Source organism: Leifsonia sp. L25 (assembly GCF_050632895.1).
Genome location: NZ_JBODRZ010000003.1, coordinates 1,526,644 through 1,545,410 on the forward strand (window position 1 = coordinate 1,526,644; position 18,767 = coordinate 1,545,410).

Here is an 18,767-nt window from a genome sequence, read left to right on the forward strand (position 1 = left end):
TGTCGACTCTCACGGTGTCAGAGTCGACATTCGGCACGAAACTCCACCCCTACCTCGCCCCCAACTCCCGCAGCACTGCCTCCAACTGCTCCACCGCCCAGTCCAGGTCTCCCGGCTCGACCACGATCGGTGGCGCCAGCCGAATCGTGGACCCGTGGGTGTCCTTCGCGAGCACCCCGCGCTCCATCAGCAACTCGCACACCTCGCGCCCGGTCGCGAGCGACGGGTCGATGTCGATGCCCGCCCAGAGTCCCGCGCCGCGGACCTCCATGACGCCGTGGCCGATCAGGCGGGCGAGGTCGCCGTGGAGGCGGCGCCCGAGGAGTTCGGCGCGTTCCTGCGGCTCACCGGTGGCCAGCAGCCCCACAACGGCGCGGCCGACCGCAGCGGCCAGCGGGTTGCCTCCGAAGGTCGAACCGTGCTCGCCCGGGTGGATGACGCCCAGCACATCGCGGTTCCCGACCACGGCCGAGACCGGGACGATCCCGCCGCCGAGCGCCTTGCCGAGCAGGTAGAGGTCGGGCACGACCCCGACCAGGTCGCAGGCGAACGTCGCCCCGACCCGCCCGAGCCCCGACTGGATCTCGTCGGCGACCAGGAGCACGCGGCGCTCGTCGCAGAGCGCACGGACCGCGGGCAGGAAGCCGGGAGGCGGGACCACGACACCGGCCTCGCCCTGGATCGGCTCCACCAACACCGCGACCGTGTCCTCGTCGATCGCGTCGGCCACAGCGGACGCATCCCCGTACGGCACGCTTCGGAACCCCGGCGTGTACGGGCCGAACCCGTCGCGCGCGTCGGGGTCGTCCGAGAAGCTGACGATCGTCGTCGTCCTGCCGTGGAAATTGCCCGCCATCACGACGATGTTCGCGCGTCCGTCCGGCACGCCCTTCACCCGGTAGCCCCACGCCCGCGCCACCTTGATCGCGGTCTCTACGGCCTCCGCGCCGGTGTTCATCGGCAGCACCATGTCCTTGCCGGCCAGCGCCGCGAGCTCGGTCGCGAACGGGCCGAGCTGGTCGTTGTGGAACGCGCGGCTGGTGAGCGTGATCCGGTCGAGTTGCGCCCGTGCGGCGTCCAGCAGCAGCGGGTTGGAGTGGCCGAAGTTGACGGCGGAGTACGCGGCCAGGCAGTCCAGGTAGCGGCGGCCGTCGAGGTCGGTCACCCAGGCGCCCTGGCCTTCGGCGATGACGACCGGAAGCGGATGGTAGTTGTGCGCCGCGTGCTCGTCCTCGAGCGCGATCGCCTGCGCCTGGCGCTCCGTCGGGGCCGGGGTGTTCGGGTGGATGCGGTGGGCGACGGTGTCGGCCATGGTCGTCCTCTCTGGGTCGTGCGGCACGTCAGCGTGCCGCCACCGAAGCTGGGAGCTAGTCTCACACGCGGATGTCAGCGATTGGCTGCGTCTTCACGCACGAAATCGCCGCATCTGCTTCCAACTCACAGCATTCGTGCGCGCCAGCGGGCGGATGCGCAATCCGCCTCACCGCCGCGCTCATCCGTTGCGCGATCGCGCACGATTTCGGCGTAACCTCCACCTCCGCGCAACGATTCACCGTATGCTTGCGCCGTGGACAACCTTGATCGCAGCATCCTCGACCTGCTCCGTCAGAACGCACGCGCCGGTTACGGCGACATCGGCGGGGTCGTCGGCCTGTCCGCTTCCGCGGTCAAGCGCCGGGTCGACAAGCTGGTCGCGGACGGCGTCATCCGCGGCTTCACGATCCAAGTGGATCCGGCCATCGACGGGATGAGCACCGAGGCCTACGTCGAGCTGTTCTGCCGCGGCACCGTCTCGCCCGAGGAGCTGCTGCGCATCCTCTCCGCGGTCCCGGAGGTGGTCGACGCGGGCACCGTCACCGGCAGCGCCGACGCGATCGTCCACATCCGCTCGCGCGACATCCCGAGTCTGGAGGCCGCGCTCGAGAAGGTGCGGCTCGCGCCGAACGTCGACCACACCCGCAGCGCGATCGTCCTCTCCCGGCTCATCAACCGCGGCAACGGCTGACGTCGCGGAGGCCGAGCGGACCGACGAGAACGGCGGCATGGACGTGGGCTCGCTCACGTCCACGATGGAGGAAACCTGACGACCGTTCTGCGAGAACATTCAGCCGACGTCAAGCGTCCGACGCCCCGATCCGAGCGCGACCACGGCGATCAGTGGCACGATGGGCGCATGAAGCTGCTCGTTGTCGAAGACGATCCGGACATGGGAGGCCTCGTCGAGCGGGGGCTCGCCGCCGAAGGATACGACGTCACCCTGGTCACCAACGGCGTCGACGCCCTCATCGCGCTCCGCGGGGACTCGTTCTCCGCCGCCGCGATCGACGTCATGCTGCCCGGGATGAGCGGCTTCGAGCTGTGCCGGCACATCCGGGAGGCCGCCAACCCGATGCCGATCCTGCTCCTCACCGCGCGCGACGCCATCGAGGACCGCGTTCACGGCCTCGACTCCGGCGCCGACGACTACCTCACCAAGCCGTTCGCGTTCGCCGAACTGGCCGCCCGGGTGCGCGCGCTGCTGCGCCGGGAGCCGAGCGGGATGCGGCCGCAGGTCAGCGTCGGCCGGCTCACCATCGACTCGCACGAGCACCAGGCGCTGGTGTCCGGGCACGAGATGCCGCTCAGCCGCCGGGAGTTCACTCTGCTGCGGCTGTTCGCCACGAACCCGGACAAGACGCTGTCGCGCGCCGACATCCTCGAGTCGGTCTGGGGCACGACGGACAACATCGGCACCAACGTCATCGACCAGTACGTCTCGTACCTGCGCAAGAAGCTCGACCTGGCCGGGGCCGGCCTGTCCATCGTGACCGAGCGCGGCCGCGGCTACCGGCTCGACGCGAAGAACGCACTGGAGTCGAAGGCCGACAAGGCCGACGCGAAGACGACGTCGGAGACGCCGGCGCCGTGACCTGGCTGCGGCGCCTGTCGATCACCGCGCGCATCACGATCGGCAGCCTCATCGTCGCCACCCTGTTCGGCCTGGTCGCGGTGGTGGTCATCCGGGTGGGAGTGTCCTCCATCCTCCACAACGCCACCGTCACCCTCCTCAACAACGACGTCACCGCACCGGCAGCGTCGGTGCTGGCGAACCCGTCCGGGCCGTTCGACCTCCCTGGCGGCGGCCAGGAGCTCGCCATCGTCGACGCGAACGGCGTCATCCTCGACTCCACGCTGCCGGCGGCGCTCGAGAACCGGATCGGCCACCTGCTGTCCTTCCCACCCTCGGCGACGACCGTGCAGATCGCGGACGACACCTACGAGGTGCTCGTGAAGCCCGTGATCACCAAGCGCGGAACCATGCACGTGGTCGCCGCCCGCAACGACGAGACGACCTCGCTCATCCTCGACCGCCTCACCCTCGCGCTGCTGATCGGCGCCGGTGTGCTCATCTTCGGCTTCGGCGCGGCGTCATGGCTGCTGGCCCGCACGGCGCTCAGACCGGTGAGCCGGATGCGCGAGCAGGCCGACCGGATCGCCGGCGGGGAGCCGACAGGGACCGACGACGCCGCCGGGCTGCTGACCGTCGGCCCCGCCCAGGACGAGCTCTCCGAACTGGCGACCACGCTCAACGACCTGATCCGTCGCCTCCGCGCGTCCGCCGACCGCGAGCGGCAGATGGTGTCGGACGCCAGCCACGAGCTGCGGACACCGCTGGCCGTGCTGCGCGGACAGCTGGAGCTGGCCGAACTGGACGCGGGCGATGCGGACGCGCTGCTCGACGACATCCGCTCCTCGCACTCGACCGCCCTGCGGCTGGGCACGCTCGCCAACAACCTGCTGGAGCTGTCCCGGATCGAGGCCGGCCCCTCCAGCGGCCGGATCGACTGGCGCACGCTGGTGGACGAGCTGACCGACGCGATCGACCGCGCGCGGCTCCTGGTCAGCAGCGCCGAGGACGACGGCTCGATCTCGGTGGACTTCGAGTACGACCCCAAGCGGCGCCCGAGCGCGGACGCCCGCGTCGCGCTCTCGCCGACGGACTTCGGGCGCATCCTGGACAACCTCCTCGGGAACGCGATCACGGCGATCCGCAGCAGGGACGCGCGATCGGACACCGGGCCGGTGCCGCGATCGGGCGATACGGTGGACGCCACGTCGGTCGAAGTCGTGCCGCGGGAGGCTCGCCCGGCCACGGTGGAGGATGTCGTGAGCGCCGCGCTGCGCGTGGAGGCGGGCTGGGTGGTGCTCACCGTGCACGACTCGGGGCCGGGGATGCCGGAGGACTTCATCCCGGTGGCCTTGGACCGCTTCACCCGCGCGGACGGAGCCCGCACGACCTCCCGCGCCGGTGGCGGCGGTGGGCTCGGCCTGGCGATCGTGGCGGCGCTGGCAGGGGCGGCGGGAGGCTCCGTCCAGCTCGCGAACGCGCCGACCGGCGGCCTCGTGGTGACGGTGCGGCTGCCGCTCGTCCGGGTCTGACGCCGGCCGGCGCGCCCGCGTCAGTGCCCGGTGTGGTCGGAGTCCACTCCCGCGTCGGGCCCCTCGTCCAGGCTGTCGATCGCTGCGAGGTCGTCGGCGTCGAGCGCGAAGTCGAAGACCGCGAGGTTCTCTGCCATCCGCTCGGGGTTGCGCGACTTCGGGATGGCGACGAGGCCGTTCTGGACGTGCCAGCGGAGCACGATCTGCCCCACGCTGCGGTCGTGCTTCGCAGCGACCTCCGCGAGCACCGGCGCCGCGAGCAGATCGCCCGAGCCGCCGATCGGGCTCCACGACTCGGTCACGATCCCGTGCTCCACCCCGTACGCGCGCTGCTCGCGGCGCTGGATGGCCGGGCTGAGCTGGATCTGGTTGATCGCCGGCGTCACGCCGGTCTCGGCGATCAGGCGGTCGATGTGGGCGGGCTTGAAGTTCGAGACGCCGATCGCGCGCGCTTTTCCGCTCTGCTGCAGGCGGATGAACGTCTCCCAGGTGGAGACGTACTGGTCGCGACCGGGCAGCGGCCAGTGGATGAGCAGCAGGTCGACGTAGTCGAGCCCGAGCCGGTCGAGGCTCGCGTCGAGCCCCGCGACGGCGCGGTCGTCGCCCTGGTAGCCGCCGTCGAGCTTTGTCGTGACGAACCAGTCCTCCCGCGGGAGGCCGCTGTCGCGCACGCCGCGCCCGACGCCGGTCTCGTTGCCGTACTTGGCCGCGGTGTCGACGTGCCGGTAGCCGAGCTCCGCCGCCGCGACGACGGCCCGTTCGACCTCGGCGTCGTCGAGCGGCCAGGTCCCCAGGCCGAGTTGCGGGATGCTGGTCCCGGAGTCGAGAGCGATCGCGGGCACGGCGGGTGTGGACGGATTCTCGGTCATGCGACCCAGCGTAGCCCCGGGTAAGGTGGCGCTCATCGGAAGGAGTGCCATGCCCGCCACACCCCCGGACCCCGACGCCGTCGCCCTGGCCGTGGAGGCCGCGATCGAGCGCGAGGACCTCCCGGAACTGCGCCGCTTCGCGGACGCCGGCAGCTCGGACGCCGCCGACGCACTGGTCGAACTCGCCGCCGAGCGCGGCGACCTCGATGAGCTGCGCCGCCTCGCCGCCCTCGGCAACACCGACGCCGCCGACGAACTCCTCGAGCTGGAGGAGGAAGAGGAGTAGCCGACTGGGCCGTCCCCCTCGGCCCCTAGATCACCCCTTCCGAGAACGTCGTCGGGTTGCCGAAGCGATGGTTCGTGATCGAGATGGCCTGCTCGTGGAGGAACGGCAGCACTTCGACCCGTCCGGAGGGGTGACCGCGCCGCTGTAGATCGCGACATCCGGCGTCCCGCCGAGAGCCGTCGCGAGCGCGACCGGGTCGCCGCCGATGAGGCGGATGCGGTGGGCCGTGATGCGGCGGCTGCGCACGCGCGACAGCCAGTGCTCGTCGCTCTCGACCACGACCTCCACCTCGCGGGCCTTCAGGAGCTGCTGCGTGCCGCGGGGCAGCGCGATGCTCGTGCTCACGGTGAACGCCGACCGGGCGACCGTGGCCGCCGCCATCACGCGCAGCAGGTCGGGGAGGTCGCTGCCCTCCGAGAGCCGGATGGCGACCGGGACCGGCCGGTAGCGGAAGATGTTCCGCTCCACCCCGAGGCCGGAGACGTCCTTCGCCTGGTGGTACTCGGTGGCCACCGCGATGGCGTCGCTGAGCGCCGAACGGCGGACGAGGTCGAACGCGGGGTAGTCCATCGACGACTGCCCGGATTCGATCAGGTCCTGGACGCGGGGCTCCAGGCCGCGCAGGTGGAGGCTGGAACTGGACGCGCCGGACTCGGGCTGCCAGGAGCCGAGTCCGAGCAGGTAGTTGGGGCCGCCCGCCTTGGTGCCGGCGCCGACCGATGAGCGCTTCCAGCCGCCGAACGGCTGGCGTCGCACGATCGCACCGGTGATGCCGCGGTTGACGTAGAGGTTGCCGGCCTCGACCGTGTCGAGCCACTGCGCGAGTTCGTCCGAGTCGAGCGAGTGGAGGCCGGCCGTGAGGCCGTACTCGATCGCGTTCTGGAACCGGATCGCCTCCTCGAGGGTGCGCGCGGTCATGATCCCGAGCACCGGCCCGAAGAACTCGGTGAGGTGGAAGTAGGTGCCGGGCTGCACGCCGGTACGGATGCCCGGAGACCAGAGCCGGCCGGTGTCGTCCAGCGGGCGCGGTTCCACGAGCCACTCCTCGTCGGCGCCGAGGGTGGTCAGCGCGTGCAGGAGCTTGCCCGACGCGGGCTCGATCAGCGGCCCCATCTGGCTCACCGGGTCCTGCGGGTATCCGACGCGCAGGCTTCTGGTCGCGTCCACCAACTGGTTGCGGAAGCGCTCCGACCGGGCCGCCGAGCCCACGAGGATGACCAGGCTCGCCGCCGAGCACTTCTGCCCGGCATGGCCGAACGCGCTCTTCACGATGTCGGCCACTGCGAGGTCGTAGTCGGCGCTCGGCGTGACGATGATGGCGTTCTTACCACTGGTCTCCGCGAGCAGCGGGAGGTCCGGCCGCCAGGAACGGAACAGCTTGGCGGTCTCGTACGAGCCGGTGAGGATGACGCGGTCCACGCGCGGGTCCGCCACGAGCTGACGGCCGAGGTCGTTCTCCGCGACGTCGACCAGCACCAGCAGCTCCTGCGGGATGCCGGCCTCCCACAGCGCCTCGACCATGACGGCGGCCGCGCGACGCGCCTGCGGAGCCGGCTTGATGACCACTCCGCTGCCCGCGGCGAGCGCCGCCAGGACCCCGCCGGAGGGGATCGCCACCGGGAAGTTCCACGGCGGTGTGACGACCGTCAGCGCGGAGGGCACGAACACCGCGCCCTGCACCGCGTCGAGCTCGCGCGCGAGCGACGCGTAGTAGTGCGCGAAGTCGACCGCCTCGCTCACCTCGACGTCCGCCTCGGCGATCGTCTTGCCTGTCTCGCTGGCCATGACTTCGATCAGGCGATCGCGGTTGGCCTCGAGCGCGTGCCCCGCCCGGTCCAGGGCGGCTCCGCGCTCGGAGCCCGGCCGGGTGCCCCACGCGGCGCCCGACGAGCGGACGGCGGTCAGGATCCGGTCGAGGTGACCGGCGTCCACGACCTCCGCGGCCGCGATGGTCTGCGCGCCCAGGTCGCTCGTGGCCGAGCGGGCCAGGATGCGCCGCCCCCACGCGCGGTTCGCCGCGAGCGACGGGTCGGTGTCCGCAGTGTTCTGGAATCCAGTATTCTGGAATCCGGTCGCGGCGGCGCCCGGGACGGCAGGCGATGCCGCCGGCGGCTCCAGCGTGATGCCGCCGGCCCCCGGGTGAGTCCGAGCACGACGCTGGTCAGCCCCTGCTCGGCCGGTCCGCCCGCGCCGGTGGCACCACTGAGCGGCGCCTCCGCGTCGACCGCGGGCGGCCGCGTGAACGACTCCGCCGTCTCCTGCTCCCACTCTCGCGAGCGGTCCTGCTGCCGGCTGGGTACAGGAGCCGCGCCGCGCGGCGCGGCGTCCGCCGTCAGCTCCGCGACCGACGCGAGGAAGCGATCCCGTTCCCGGTCGAACAGTCCGCGATCCGAGCCGAGCTCGAACACGGCCGACATGAAGTTCTCCGGGCTGGCGTTCTCCTCCAGGCGGCGGATGAGGTACGAGATCGCGACATCGAACTCCGCCGGGTCCACCACGGGTGTGTAGAGGAGGAGCTGCCCGACCGTCCGTTTGACGGCCTCGGCCTGCTCCGTGGCCATGCCGAGCAGCATCTCGAAGTCGATGCGCCCGGTGACGCCGCGGTACGAGGCGAGCAGCCACGCGTACGCGACATCGAAGAGGTTGTGACCGGCGACGCCGATCTTGACGGCGTCGGTGTGCTCCGGCGTCAACGCCCAGTCGAGGACGCGCTTGTAGTTGGTGTCCGTCGCCTGCTTGCTGCCGTAGGTCGCGAGCGGCCAGCCGTGGATCGCCGCGTCCACCCGCTCCATCGCGAGGTTCGCGCCCTTCACGACGCGCACCTTGATGGGCGCGCCGCCCTGGGCGCGACGCTGCGCCGCCCATTCGGTCAGCCCTTGGAGCGCATCGAGCGCGTCCGGCAGGTACGCCTGGAGGACGATCCCCGCCTCCAGCCCGATCAGATCCGGACGGCTCAGGATGCGCTCGAAGACCGCGATCGTGAGGTCGAGGTCGCGGTACTCCTCCATGTCGAGGTTGATGAACTTGGGCGACGGCGAGGCCGCGGCCAGCTCGTACAGAGGCGTCAGCCGCTCGACGACCCGGTCGACCGTCTCGTCGAACGACCACATCGAGAGCTGGGAGGCGATGGAGGACACCTTGATCGAGACGTAGTCCACGTCGTCACGGGCCAGGAGCGCGCGGGTCCCCTCGAGCCGCCGGGCGGCCTCCTCCTCGCCCAGCACGGCCTCGCCGAGCAGGTTCAGGTTGAGTCGCGCTCCGTGCCCTTCCGGGTCGTTCGGCGAGCGCAGGTGCGCGATGGCGGGCCCGAGTTTCTCGGGCGTCGCGTCCACGACGAGGTGCCCGACCATGCCGCGCAGCACCCGCCGGGCGATCGGGATGACGACCCACGGAATCACCGGCCCGAAGACGCCGCCGAGCCAGATGGCGGCGCGCATGTACCAGGGCAGGAACGCCGGGATCTTCTTGGCGACACGCTGGAGGTTGTACCCCGCCACGAACAGGTCCTGCGGACGGGCCACACCGTCGACGAACCCGACCGCGAAGTCGAGGCCGTGCGGGTCGCGCAGTACTCCCGCCAACCGCTCGGCGGCCGGATCGCGCGGGGCGTCCTGGCCGCTGCGGGCGCTCTCGGCGAGCCAGCGCCGGACCAGTTCGACGGCCTCCTGAGCCAGTTGGGCGGGCGGCACCTGGCCGGCGGCGTGCGCGCCGGCCACAGGCGCGCCTGGCGCCTCGGTCCGCAGCGTGGCCGCGTCGTCCGTGTCTTCAACCATGTCCACGACTGTATTCCTCGCTCCTGGGGCGACGCGGGAAGTCCGGGGATCCGTGGACAAGTCGCCGTCGCCGATGCCTGTGGATACATTCTCGACGTGGTTTATCATCGGCAATAGCGAACGTTTCCGAACAATATTGTTCATCAAGACCGAATGGTTGGCATGCTCGACATCCGCAGGCTGCGACTCCTCCACGAGCTGAGGATCCGCGGCACGGTCACCGGCGTCGCGGCGGCCCTCTCCTACAGCCCTTCCTCCGTCTCCCAGCAGCTCGCCGCGCTGGAGCAGGAGGCCGGCGCCGTCCTCCTCGTGAAGTCCGGTCGCCGCCTGCAGTTCACCCCGCAGGGCGAGCTGCTCGCCCAGCGCGCCGCCGCCATCCTCGACGCGCTCGACTCGGCGCAGGCCGCCGTCGCCGGCTCCAGCGCGACCGCCGCCGGGGTCGTCCGGGTCGCGGTCTTCCAGTCCGCGGCCCACGCCATCCTTCCCGCGGCCGTCGCCGCCCTCGCCCGCGACTACCCCGAGCTGCGAGTGGAGGTCACCGAGCGCGAGCCGGAGCAGGGCCTCTTCGACGTCTCCGCACGGGACTTCGACCTCGCCGTCGCCGAGCAGTACCCCGGCAGCACCAGGCCGCTCCGCGCCGACCTCGACCGCACCGTGCTGGCCGCCGACGGCATCCACCTCGCCACCTCGGACATCCGCACCGCGCGCGTCCGCGCGAGCTCCCTCACGGAGGCCGCCGACCTCCCGTGGGTGCTGGAGCCGGAGGGGACGGTGTCGCGCACCTGGGCCGTCCAGCTCTGCCGCGCTGCCGGCTTCGAGCCGGATGTGCGCTTCGAGACGGCCGACCTGGTGACACACATCCGGCTGGTCGCGTCGGGCAACGCGGTCGGCCTCCTCCCGGACCTGGTGTGGGCCGGTGCGCGCCCCGAGGTCGCGCTCCTCCCCCTCCCCGGGTCGCCCCGGCGCACCATCTTCACGTCGGCGCGGCGGTCGTCGGCGTCGGCCCCCGGCGTGGTGGCCGCGCGCCGGGCTCTGGCCGAGGCGGTGCCGCCGGAGCACGCGCCCTAGCAGAGTGCCAGTCAAACAGTTCCCACAAAGAAGACCTCGGCGTGGTGACCGCCGCGATCAGGCTGTCGCGCCACGAATGGCGGCGGCCACCAGCATTGAGTAGGCCTCAGCGCACGTCGACGCTTGCCAGCAAGGCGCATATCCTCAGCGCGCGAGTCAATCGCGCATACCGCGGGGCGGAGTGATCGCGGAAGGCATACGACGGATCTTCCACGCGGGACAGCCGCCGCGTGCTACCGGCGGGTGTAGGAGGGGCGCAGCATCTTCCTCATGTCGCGCATCGCGCGAGTCCTGGCGCGCCAGAAGAAGCGCCTGGCTGTCTCGGTCTTGAGAGACGGGTTGATCGGCTCCCGGAGCAGGTCACCCTCGCCCATAGCGATCAGCTCGCGGAAGAGCGTGTAGACGGGCGGGATGCGGTCGCCCGGGGGCGCCGCGAGCATGCGGGTGAGCAGCCGGCGGTCGTTGTATGGGGTGAACACCTCCTGGGCGATGTCCCATTCGAGCTGGCTCTGCGCCTGCCAGGTGCCGATCTGGTGCTCCCAGTGGAACAGGAGGTCCAGGTCCCAGCCCAGCTCGCGCGACACCGGCATGCTGGCGTCGTACCAGCGCTGCACCGACTCGACGATGAAGGGCACCGTTTCCCAGTGCGGGATGATGTCGAGGATGTCCTTGACCGAGCGGATGTCCAGCGGGAGACCGTCGGTGTTGTAGTAGCAGCGCACAAGCTCGGCGATGTTGCCCTTGACCCCGACGAATCCGGGCGGGAAGGCACGGGACAGCCCGTAGGCGATGGTCGCGTCGTTCGGGTGGGCCATCGGGGAGTTCGCCCGGTAGTGGTCCAGGAACGCCTTCGGGGGCGGTGTCTTGGCGTCGAAGACGTGGTGCTCGTGGTTGAGGCGGCCGAGGATCGAGCGCGGGATGGCGAGGTCCGGCGATCCGTTTTGAAGCCACCGGTAGAGCATGGTGTACGTCCAGATCCCGTCCAGCTGCGTGCTGGCCGCGGACAGCAGCGAGCGCGAGTCCACGCCACACGTCAGCGGCAGCGCCAGCGAGAACCGCTCCTTGGCCGCAGCGATCGACGCGCGCAGCATCCCGAGAGCCTCCGCCGCGACGTCTTTGGTCGCCGAGCCGCCGATGCGCAAAGGCTCGACCGGCCAGTACCGCTCCTGTCTGCGCTCGCCGACCTTCAGCACGTGGTTCGGAGTCAGCCGGTCGACGTCGTCGAACAGAGTGGTGTCGGCGGTCAGGTGGTCCTCGCGGACGTTGATGCCGTAGTACGAGGTGATGTACTGCTGGTAACGCTTGCCGCGGGCGACCGACGCGACAAGGGAAAGCAGGTTCGACTGGGAGGCAACGTGGAACCCGTCGACGTAGGTGTACTCCGCGGCCCGCAGCCCGCAGGGATCGTGCATCGCCTCGATCTCGTCGCCGTCGAAGACGAATAGCACGAAGCGGCCGGACAGGTCGGAGAAGACCGGCCAGAATCGTCCCTCCCGGCGCGCGGTGGCGAGAGTCGCGAGGATGTCGGCATCCCGGGCCCGGGGCCGGTCGCGGTCGATGGCATAGCCGAGGAGCAGCAGGACAACACCCGACTCGTTGTCCTCATGTACCGTGACACCGAGTTCGGGGTGGCTGTAGAGGGTATGCCCCGGCACGGAAACTACCGGCCAGCCGGGAAGTTCGTCCGTCTTTCCCGATGTAAGGAGGAACTGGCGACGGAACGTCAAGATGTCATCGTTCAGCATAAACCATTATTATACTAGATTTATCCGGTTTTCTACGCCCTGGGCGGAGGCCTTCTCGAGCCGACACATCTAGCCTCTGGCACTTGACACTCTAATGCTAGCGGGGCGGACGACGAGGCGAGTGCCGGTGTTCGCTCCCCGGGTGAAGGTCACCGAGCCCGAGCCCGAGCGCATCCCGTAACCCTGGACGCGCTTGCGTCGGGCTGCGCACGATCACATGGCGCTGAGCACGATCACAACGGCTCCGGGACCGGCACATAAATCCGCGTGAGCCGCGCCCGTGCCTTCCAGAACTCCAGCGCCCCTCATAAGCTCGAAGCCATGACCGAACCCGTATCCGCCCCCGCCGCGAGCCACGATGTCGTGATCGTCGGCGGCGGGCACAACGGCCTCACCGCCGCCGCCTACCTCGCCAAAGCAGGACGCAGCGTCATCCTGCTCGAACGACTGGACGACGTCGGCGGCGCCGCCGTCAGCGCCCAAGCGTTCCCCGGCGTGGAGGCCCGGCTGTCGCGGTATTCCTACCTCGTCAGCCTTCTGCCGCAGCGGATCATCGACGACCTCGGCCTCGACATCCGGCTGGCCCGGCGACGGTACTCCTCCTACACGCCCGTTCCCGGCGACCCCGACGGCGCCGGCCTCCTCATCGACAACACCGACGCGGAGGCCACCGCCGCGTCCTTCGCCCGGATCGGCGCCGCCGAGGACGCCGAGGCGTTCGACCGCTTCTACGAGTCGACGGGCGCCGTGGCCCGCGCGCTCTGGCCGACCGTCACCGAACCCCTGCTCACCCGCAGCGAAGCGAAGGCCCTCGTCGGCGACGACGAGCTGTGGGACGCGCTCATCGAGCGCCCGATCGGCGGCTTCATCGAGTCGCGCCTCCGGAACGACCTCGTCCGCGGCGTCGCGGCGACGGACGCGCTGATCGGCACCTTCGCCAGCGTCGACAGCCCCGACCTCTCCCAGAACCGCTGCTTCCTGTACCACGTGATCGGTCAGGGCACCGGCGAGTGGGACGTCCCGGTCGGCGGCATGGGCTCCGTCACCGGCGAGCTCGCCCGGGTCGCCCGCGAGGCCGGCGCACGCATCGTCACCGGCGCAGAGGTCACCTCCATGAGCCCGGACGGCTCCGTCTCCTACACGCGCAACGGCCACGAGCGCCGCGTCGACGGCAGCACCGTGCTCGTCAACGTCGCCCCCGACGTGCTCGACGGCCTCCTGGGCGAGCCCGCGGACCCGCCCCGCACGCGCGCCGAGGGCGCTCAGGTCAAGGTCAACCTCCTCCTGAAGCGGCTTCCGAAGCTGCGCGACGCCTCGGTGGACCCCGCGGCCGCGTTCGGCGGCACGTTCCACATCAACGAGACGCTGACCCAACTCGAGTCCGCGCACGACGGGATGCTGCGCGGCGTGATGCCGGAGCTGCTGCCGTGCGAGATCTACTGCCACACGCTCGCGGACCCGAGCATCCTGGACCCCGAGCTCGCCGAGAGCGGAGCGCACACCATCACGGTGTTGGGCCTGCACACCCCCGACCGCTGGCTGACCGAGGCCAACAACGACGCAACCCGCCAGCGGCTCCAGGACGCCGTGCTCGCCTCCCTGAACTCGGTGCTGGCCGAGCCGATCGAGGGCCTCCTGCTCACGGACGGCGACGGCAACCCGTGCATCGAGACGAAGACCACCCGCGACCTCGAGCACGCTCTCAACATGCCGGGCGGCAACATCTTCCACGGCCCGTTGTCCTGGCCGTTCGCCGAGGACGGCGACGATCTGCGCACGCCGGCCGAGCGCTGGGGCGTCGCGACCCGGCACGGGCGCATCCTGCTCTGCGGATCGGGAGCCCGCCGCGGCGGCGCGGTGAGCGGGCTCGGCGGCCACAACGCGGCGATGGCGGTCCTGGAGGGCTGATCCGGCGCCTGCGAGGACTGGAAGGACTCGCACACGACGCCCAGGCGTGGCCCCTGCCGGAATCGGGAACCGGTGACTAGTGTGTGGAGCACGAGGGGGACTCTGCAGGAGGTCATCATGATGCCGCAGCCGACAGGACGACTCGTACGCAAGGACGACGGAGTGTACGTGGTGCTCGACCGCATCTTCAAAGCTCCGATCGAGGAGGTGTGGACGTACTTCAGCAGATCGCCTCGGCTCGCCGAGTGGATCGGCGAGTACACCGGAACGGGCTCGACCGGCGCCGTCAAGTTCCGGATGAACGCGGAGGGCGACGACGCCGAGTGGCAGAACGTGGCCGTCATGCTCTGCGACGCCCCGCACCGCCTCCACGTCGACGTCGGCAAGGCCCCCGACTCGCTCGTGATGTTCGTGCACCTGACGGAGGCCAGCGGCCACACGACCGTCACCTTCGGCCAGCGGCTGCGCGCGATCGGCACCTCGGCCGACTACTGCATCGGGTGGGACTACTACCTCGACCGCCTCGTCGCTGCGCACAACGGCAAGCCGCTGCCGAACTGGGACGACTACTACCCGGCGATGCGCGATCACTACGAGACGCTGTGCCGCGAACTCGACCACGACATCCGCGCCGAGCACCTCCTCGCGCAGCGGGACGGCACCACCGGCTGAGCGCTCCGGCGTCGCGCCGGCCCCGCTCAGTGCCAGCGGTGGTCCTGGAGGGACACGCGCGGTCCCCGGCGCTGGAACCGGAACCCGCTGGCCAGGATCAGCCGCACGACGCGCTGACGATGGCCGCGCCACGGCTCCAGGAGTTCGAGCATCCCGTCGTCGTCCACGCGCGAGCCGGTGAGGGCCTCACCCACCTGATGCGCCAGGTGGTAGTCGCCGACGCTGACCAGGTCGGGATGGGCGTGCGAGCGCTGCAGGGTCTCGGCCGCGGTCCACTGACCGACGCCTGAGATGGTGCGGAGGGCGGTCTCCGCGGCGTCGAGGGTAGCGGCGGATCCGATCGCGCGCTCCAGCGACGGCGCCAGCACGAGCACCGCCTGGACGGCACGCGCGCGCCGCGGGTCCACCCCGGCGCGGTGCCAGTCCCACGACGGGATGCCGCGCCACTGCTGGAGCGTCGGCACCACCCGCATCCCCTCGGGCGCAGGGCCGGGAGCCGGCTCGCCGTACCAGCGCAGCAGCCGCGCCCACGACCGGTAGGCCTCCAGGCTGGTGACGCGCTGCTCGATGATCGCGGGGAGCAGCGCCTCCAGCACGAGCCCCGTGCGCGTCAGCCGGAGGCCCGGGTTGCGGTGGAGGCTCTGCCTCAGCAGCGGGTGCGAGGCGACGTCGAGGCCCGACCAGTCGTCGCCGCGGCCGAGCAGCCCGGGCACCGCGGAGATCACCCAGTGCGCGCCCGGGCCCCACGCCGCGGCCGCCATGCTGCCGTCGGGCGCGGGCCGGAGGACGCGCAGGGTCGCCGGCCCCTCCGGTGTGCGCCAGGTGCGCCACATCCCGCCGAGGTCCCAGGTGGTCGTCGGGTCGTACGGCCCGCGGCCGAGCTGGCCCAGCGTGCCGGACAGGTCGAGCGGCCCCTCCGGACGGTACACGGTCTCCACGGGCCGCCCGGAGGGGCGTCGGCGGGGAGCACGGCGGTCATGCACGGCATGCTACGTCACGCGGCTGACCGTGGCGCCGAGGACGGGTCTGGTCGCCTGTCGGTGGATTCCCCTAGCTTCTCCTCATGGGGATCCACATCGAAGCCGACGCCGTCGCGCGCCTCCGCGACCGCGTCCACGGAACCGTCTACCTGCGCGGCGACGACGGGCTCGCCGCCGAAGTCGTCTGTTTCAATCCCACCGTCCGGCACGACCCGGACGTGGTGGTCGCCGTCGCCGACGAGCAGGACGTCGCGGAGGCGGTGCGCTTCGCCCGCGAGCAGGGCCTTCCCGTGCGCGTCCAGGCCACCGGCCACGGCTCCGAGTCCGCCATCGTCGGCGGCCTCATCGTCTCCACCCGCGCGCTCGACACGATCGACGTCGATGACGCGACCCGGCTCGTCCGGCTGGGCGCGGGAGTCCGCTGGGCTCCTGTCATCGCCGCGGCGGCCGAGTTCGGGCTGGCCCCGGTCACCGGGTCGTCGACCAGCGTCGGCGCGGTCGGCTACACCCTCGGCGGGGGCCTCGGACCGCTGGCCCGCACGCACGGCTTCACCGCCGACTGGGTGCGCGGCTTCCGCGTCGTCACCGCGGACGGCGAGGTCGTCACGGCCGACGCCGACTCGCACCCCGAGCTGTTCTGGGCACTCCGCGGCGGCAAGGGCGGCCTCGGGGTCGTCACCGAGATGACGCTGGAGCTGGTGCCGCTCACCACTCTCTACGCGGGCAGCGTGTTCTTCGAAGGCGACGCGATCGAGCCGGCCTTCCGCGCCTGGGTCGACTGGGCGGGCTCGCTCGGCGAGGAGGCCACGACCTCCGTCGTGCTGCTGCGCGTGCCGGACGTCGACGGGCCACCGCCGCCACTGCGCGGGCGCACGGTTCTCAGCGTCCGGTTCGCCTATCCCGGCGACGCCGCGGACGGCGAGCGTCTGTTCGCGCCCATCCGGGCCGCCGCGCCGATCTTCCTCGACTTCGTGGGAGTGATCCCGACCACCGCGGTCGCGACCATCCACAACGACCCCGAGGAGGGCTCGCCGGCCTGGATCCGCGGCTTCATGCTCGACGACCTCGACGCCGCTGACGGTGATGCACTGTTCGACGTCGCCGGGCCGCGGGTGGACTCGCCGTTCCTCGCCCTGGAGATCCGGCAGCTCGGCGGCGCCGCCGGGCGCGACACCGACGACGGAACGGCGGTGGGCGGACGCGCCAGCGGCTACACCCTGAGCGCCATCGCCGCCGATCCCGCGACCTTCGGCACCACCGCGCCCGCGGCGGCCGAGGCGATCACCCGCGCGTTGGAGCACCGCATCTCCGCGGTCACCAACGTCAACTGGGCGGCCGACCTGACCGACCAGGCCACGTTCGCGGGCTCCTGGCCGGCCGATGTGAGCGCCCGGCTCACCGAGGTGCGCGCCACGTACGACCCGGAACGTGTCTTCGCGTTCGGTCCGGCCTGAGCGGCCGGGCTCACTCGGCCCAGACGCTCGGCGCATCCGCGCGCGTGGAGGGCAGCGCGGCGTCCGAGCCCCACTCGAGCAGCCACTCCGGGACGCTGACGTCGGTCGGCGCCGGGCCGACGGCCTCCAACAGCTCCTCGATGGAGACGACACCCCCGCCGCGCTTCAGGAAACGGCCGCGGATGAACGCCTGGGTGTAGATCTCGCCGTCGACCGTGAACCGCTGCTCGACGTAGACGGCCTTCTCGTCGAACCCGAGGATGCGCGACTCGACCACGAAGCTCTGCCAGAGCTCCAGCGACTTGCGGAACGAGATCGTCTCCGACGCGACCACCGGATACCAGCCGCGCTGCTCGAAGATCGCCCAGACGCCGTTCCTGCGCAGCAAGTCGAACCGTCCGATATCGGCGATCGACAGGTACACCCCGTTGTTCATGTGCTTGAGGATGTCGAGGTCCGTCGGCAGCACCCGGAAGCGGGTGCGCGCCACATCCCAGTGGCCCAGGCGCGCGCCGAACCGGGAGAGGAACGCGTGGAGCATCGTCCGGAAGATCATGTGCACGCGGTCATGTTAGTGATACGCCAAGCCCCCTCATCTTCGTTGTGGACCCTCTCCAAGCCCGCTAGGGTTCTGCGAGGGGAAATCGTGCTGAATCGAATATTCCGGGGTCTCACTGCGTCGAAGGGCGCTCGCGCACGCGCTCGACGGACGGTGGCCGCGGCGGCGTCAAGCGTCGCCGTCGTCTCCCTGCTCGCCGGCTGCGCGCTGTTCGCGGGCGGAGGCGGACCCGGCTCTGCGCCCACGCACTCGCGGACGCCGAAGCCGACCACGACTCCGATGGCGGACGATCGCAGCTACGGCACCGCGACGCCGACCCCGACCCCCACCCCCACCCCCACCCCCACGCCGGTTCCCGCACCCACGCTGACGTCGGTCCCGGCCGGCACTGTGGTCGCGGAGGCGAGCGTCGCGTCGCCCAAGGGCAGCATCCACTTCCACTACCGGGTGGTCTCGAACGGGGACAACACCTACTCGGCGCAATACTCGAACTTCACCTCGACCGTCCCCGTCCCGGTGTCGGTCACCTTCATCGACATCGCACCGCGCGTGGGCGACGGCCTGACCTACCACGGCGTCGGGGACCATCAGCTCGGCGGCCCCACCTCCGCCCCTGCCGCGGCCTCCACGGCGCTGCTGGGCGGCGCCGGCCAGCCGTCCTATCTCGGCACGCTCGTCACGTACTCCTCCGCTACGTCGTTCGACGGCGTCCCGCAGGAGCTCGGCCCGGACAAGGTGCTCGCGGTGGACACGGTCCGCTGGTCGGTGCCGGTCCGCGCGTCGAACGTGCACCCGGTCGACTCCGGAGCCCGGCCCAACGCTGCCGGCGCCGTGACGGCGACGACCGCGAGCGGCGCCCCGAGACGCTACGAGGTCGCAGAGGGAGACACGACCACGGCGGTCGCGGAGCGTTTCGGGATCCCGGTGGAGTGGCTCCTCTGGCTCAACCCGGACCTGCCGGGCGACGGCGGCAATCAGTATCTGCTCGCGTCGACGGCGCTGAACCTGGACCCGGACAGCCTGTAGGGAGACTC

Annotated in this window: 14 protein-coding genes and 1 pseudogene; 9 read left to right on the forward strand and 6 right to left on the reverse strand. The window is 71.2% G+C overall.

Going from position 1 to position 18,767, the window contains the following annotated elements; translation table 11 throughout:
- Positions 1–49: 49 nt before the first annotated feature.
- Positions 50–1,312 (reverse strand): ornithine--oxo-acid transaminase, encoded by a 1,263-nt coding sequence (gene rocD, locus ACRAWC_RS11430; protein WP_431347833.1) that lies wholly within the window; start codon positions 1,310–1,312, stop codon positions 50–52.
- Positions 1,313–1,567: 255 nt separating this feature from the next.
- Here rocD and ACRAWC_RS11435 point away from each other — a divergent pair, with 255 nt between their 5' ends.
- The 3 genes from ACRAWC_RS11435 to ACRAWC_RS11445 all read left to right on the forward strand — a co-directional run bounded on the left by ACRAWC_RS11435 (position 1,568) and on the right by ACRAWC_RS11445 (position 4,419).
- Positions 1,568–2,005 (forward strand): Lrp/AsnC family transcriptional regulator, encoded by a 438-nt coding sequence (locus tag ACRAWC_RS11435; RefSeq protein ID WP_431347834.1) that lies wholly within the window; start codon positions 1,568–1,570, stop codon positions 2,003–2,005.
- 168 nt (positions 2,006–2,173) lie between these two features.
- Complete coding sequence (locus ACRAWC_RS11440) at positions 2,174–2,908, forward strand: response regulator transcription factor (protein ID WP_431347835.1); 735 nt, start codon at positions 2,174–2,176, stop codon at positions 2,906–2,908.
- Positions 2,905–4,419, forward strand: coding sequence for a sensor histidine kinase (locus ACRAWC_RS11445; protein WP_431347836.1), 1,515 nt, complete (start codon positions 2,905–2,907; stop codon positions 4,417–4,419). Before ACRAWC_RS11440 ends, ACRAWC_RS11445 begins: the two co-directional genes overlap by 4 nt.
- A 20-nt stretch (positions 4,420–4,439) precedes the next feature.
- On the opposite strand, the gene ACRAWC_RS11450 is transcribed toward ACRAWC_RS11445, so the two are convergent.
- On the reverse strand, positions 4,440–5,288 hold the full coding sequence (locus ACRAWC_RS11450; RefSeq protein ID WP_431347837.1) for an aldo/keto reductase: 849 nt from the start codon (positions 5,286–5,288) through the stop codon (positions 4,440–4,442).
- 49 nt (positions 5,289–5,337) lie between these two features.
- On the opposite strand from ACRAWC_RS11450, the gene ACRAWC_RS11455 reads away from it, so the two are divergent.
- On the forward strand, positions 5,338–5,574 hold the full coding sequence (locus ACRAWC_RS11455; protein ID WP_431347838.1) for a hypothetical protein: 237 nt from the start codon (positions 5,338–5,340) through the stop codon (positions 5,572–5,574).
- Between the two features lie 25 nt (positions 5,575–5,599).
- Here ACRAWC_RS11455 and ACRAWC_RS11460 read toward each other — a convergent pair.
- Positions 5,600–9,347 (reverse strand): annotated as a pseudogene (locus ACRAWC_RS11460) (proline dehydrogenase family protein).
- A gap of 162 nt (positions 9,348–9,509) precedes the next feature.
- Here ACRAWC_RS11460 and ACRAWC_RS11465 point away from each other — a divergent pair.
- On the forward strand, positions 9,510–10,415 hold the full coding sequence (locus ACRAWC_RS11465) for a LysR substrate-binding domain-containing protein (RefSeq protein WP_431347839.1): 906 nt from the start codon (positions 9,510–9,512) through the stop codon (positions 10,413–10,415).
- Between the two features lie 233 nt (positions 10,416–10,648).
- Here ACRAWC_RS11465 and ACRAWC_RS11470 read toward each other — a convergent pair whose 3' ends face one another.
- Complete coding sequence (locus ACRAWC_RS11470; protein WP_431347840.1) at positions 10,649–12,160, reverse strand: hypothetical protein; 1,512 nt, start codon at positions 12,158–12,160, stop codon at positions 10,649–10,651.
- A gap of 321 nt (positions 12,161–12,481) precedes the next feature.
- Here ACRAWC_RS11470 and ACRAWC_RS11475 point away from each other — a divergent pair, with 321 nt between their 5' ends.
- Together ACRAWC_RS11475 and ACRAWC_RS11480 are read left to right on the forward strand one after the other, a co-directional pair.
- Positions 12,482–14,068 carry a phytoene desaturase family protein gene (locus ACRAWC_RS11475; protein WP_431347841.1) on the forward strand — a complete coding sequence of 529 codons (1,587 nt, stop codon included), beginning with the start codon at positions 12,482–12,484 and terminating at the stop codon, positions 14,066–14,068.
- A 117-nt stretch (positions 14,069–14,185) separates the two neighbouring features.
- Positions 14,186–14,740, forward strand: coding sequence for an SRPBCC domain-containing protein (locus tag ACRAWC_RS11480; RefSeq protein WP_431347842.1), 555 nt, complete (start codon positions 14,186–14,188; stop codon positions 14,738–14,740).
- 26 nt (positions 14,741–14,766) lie between these two features.
- Here the strand turns inward: ACRAWC_RS11480 and ACRAWC_RS11485 are convergent, their stop codons facing one another.
- The gene (locus ACRAWC_RS11485; RefSeq protein WP_431347843.1) at positions 14,767–15,678 is read right to left on the reverse strand and encodes a DNA-3-methyladenine glycosylase family protein; all 912 of its coding nucleotides are present in this window, start codon (positions 15,676–15,678) and stop codon (positions 14,767–14,769) included.
- Between the two features lie 125 nt (positions 15,679–15,803).
- Here ACRAWC_RS11485 and ACRAWC_RS11490 point away from each other — a divergent pair, with 125 nt between their 5' ends.
- The gene (locus ACRAWC_RS11490) at positions 15,804–17,174 is read left to right on the forward strand and encodes an FAD-binding oxidoreductase (protein WP_431347844.1); all 1,371 of its coding nucleotides are present in this window, start codon (positions 15,804–15,806) and stop codon (positions 17,172–17,174) included.
- A gap of 10 nt (positions 17,175–17,184) precedes the next feature.
- On the opposite strand, the gene ACRAWC_RS11495 is transcribed toward ACRAWC_RS11490, so the two are convergent.
- On the reverse strand, positions 17,185–17,730 hold the full coding sequence (locus ACRAWC_RS11495; protein ID WP_431349427.1) for an acyl-CoA thioesterase: 546 nt from the start codon (positions 17,728–17,730) through the stop codon (positions 17,185–17,187).
- 156 nt (positions 17,731–17,886) lie between these two features.
- On the opposite strand from ACRAWC_RS11495, the gene ACRAWC_RS11500 reads away from it, so the two are divergent.
- Positions 17,887–18,759: a LysM domain-containing protein gene (locus ACRAWC_RS11500; RefSeq protein WP_431347845.1), complete on the forward strand. Its 873-nt coding sequence runs from the start codon at positions 17,887–17,889 to the stop codon at positions 18,757–18,759.
- The last annotated feature ends 8 nt before the right edge of the window (positions 18,760–18,767 follow it).

Excerpts from the sequence above, each read along its gene's own strand:
- rocD (WP_431347833.1), bottom strand. The coding sequence starts at position 1,312 with ATGGCCGACACCGTCGCCCACCGCATCCACCCGAACACCCCGGCCCCG.
- ACRAWC_RS11440 (WP_431347835.1), top strand. The coding sequence starts at position 2,174 with ATGAAGCTGCTCGTTGTCGAAGACGATCCGGACATGGGAGGCCTCGTC.
- ACRAWC_RS11450 (WP_431347837.1), bottom strand. The coding sequence starts at position 5,288 with ATGACCGAGAATCCGTCCACACCCGCCGTGCCCGCGATCGCTCTCGAC.
- ACRAWC_RS11455 (WP_431347838.1), top strand. The coding sequence starts at position 5,338 with ATGCCCGCCACACCCCCGGACCCCGACGCCGTCGCCCTGGCCGTGGAG.
- ACRAWC_RS11465 (WP_431347839.1), top strand. The coding sequence starts at position 9,510 with ATGCTCGACATCCGCAGGCTGCGACTCCTCCACGAGCTGAGGATCCGC.
- ACRAWC_RS11470 (WP_431347840.1), bottom strand. The coding sequence starts at position 12,160 with ATGCTGAACGATGACATCTTGACGTTCCGTCGCCAGTTCCTCCTTACA.
- ACRAWC_RS11475 (WP_431347841.1), top strand. The coding sequence starts at position 12,482 with ATGACCGAACCCGTATCCGCCCCCGCCGCGAGCCACGATGTCGTGATC.
- ACRAWC_RS11480 (WP_431347842.1), top strand. The coding sequence starts at position 14,186 with ATGATGCCGCAGCCGACAGGACGACTCGTACGCAAGGACGACGGAGTG.
- ACRAWC_RS11490 (WP_431347844.1), top strand. The coding sequence starts at position 15,804 with ATGGGGATCCACATCGAAGCCGACGCCGTCGCGCGCCTCCGCGACCGC.
- ACRAWC_RS11495 (WP_431349427.1), bottom strand. The coding sequence starts at position 17,730 with ATGATCTTCCGGACGATGCTCCACGCGTTCCTCTCCCGGTTCGGCGCG.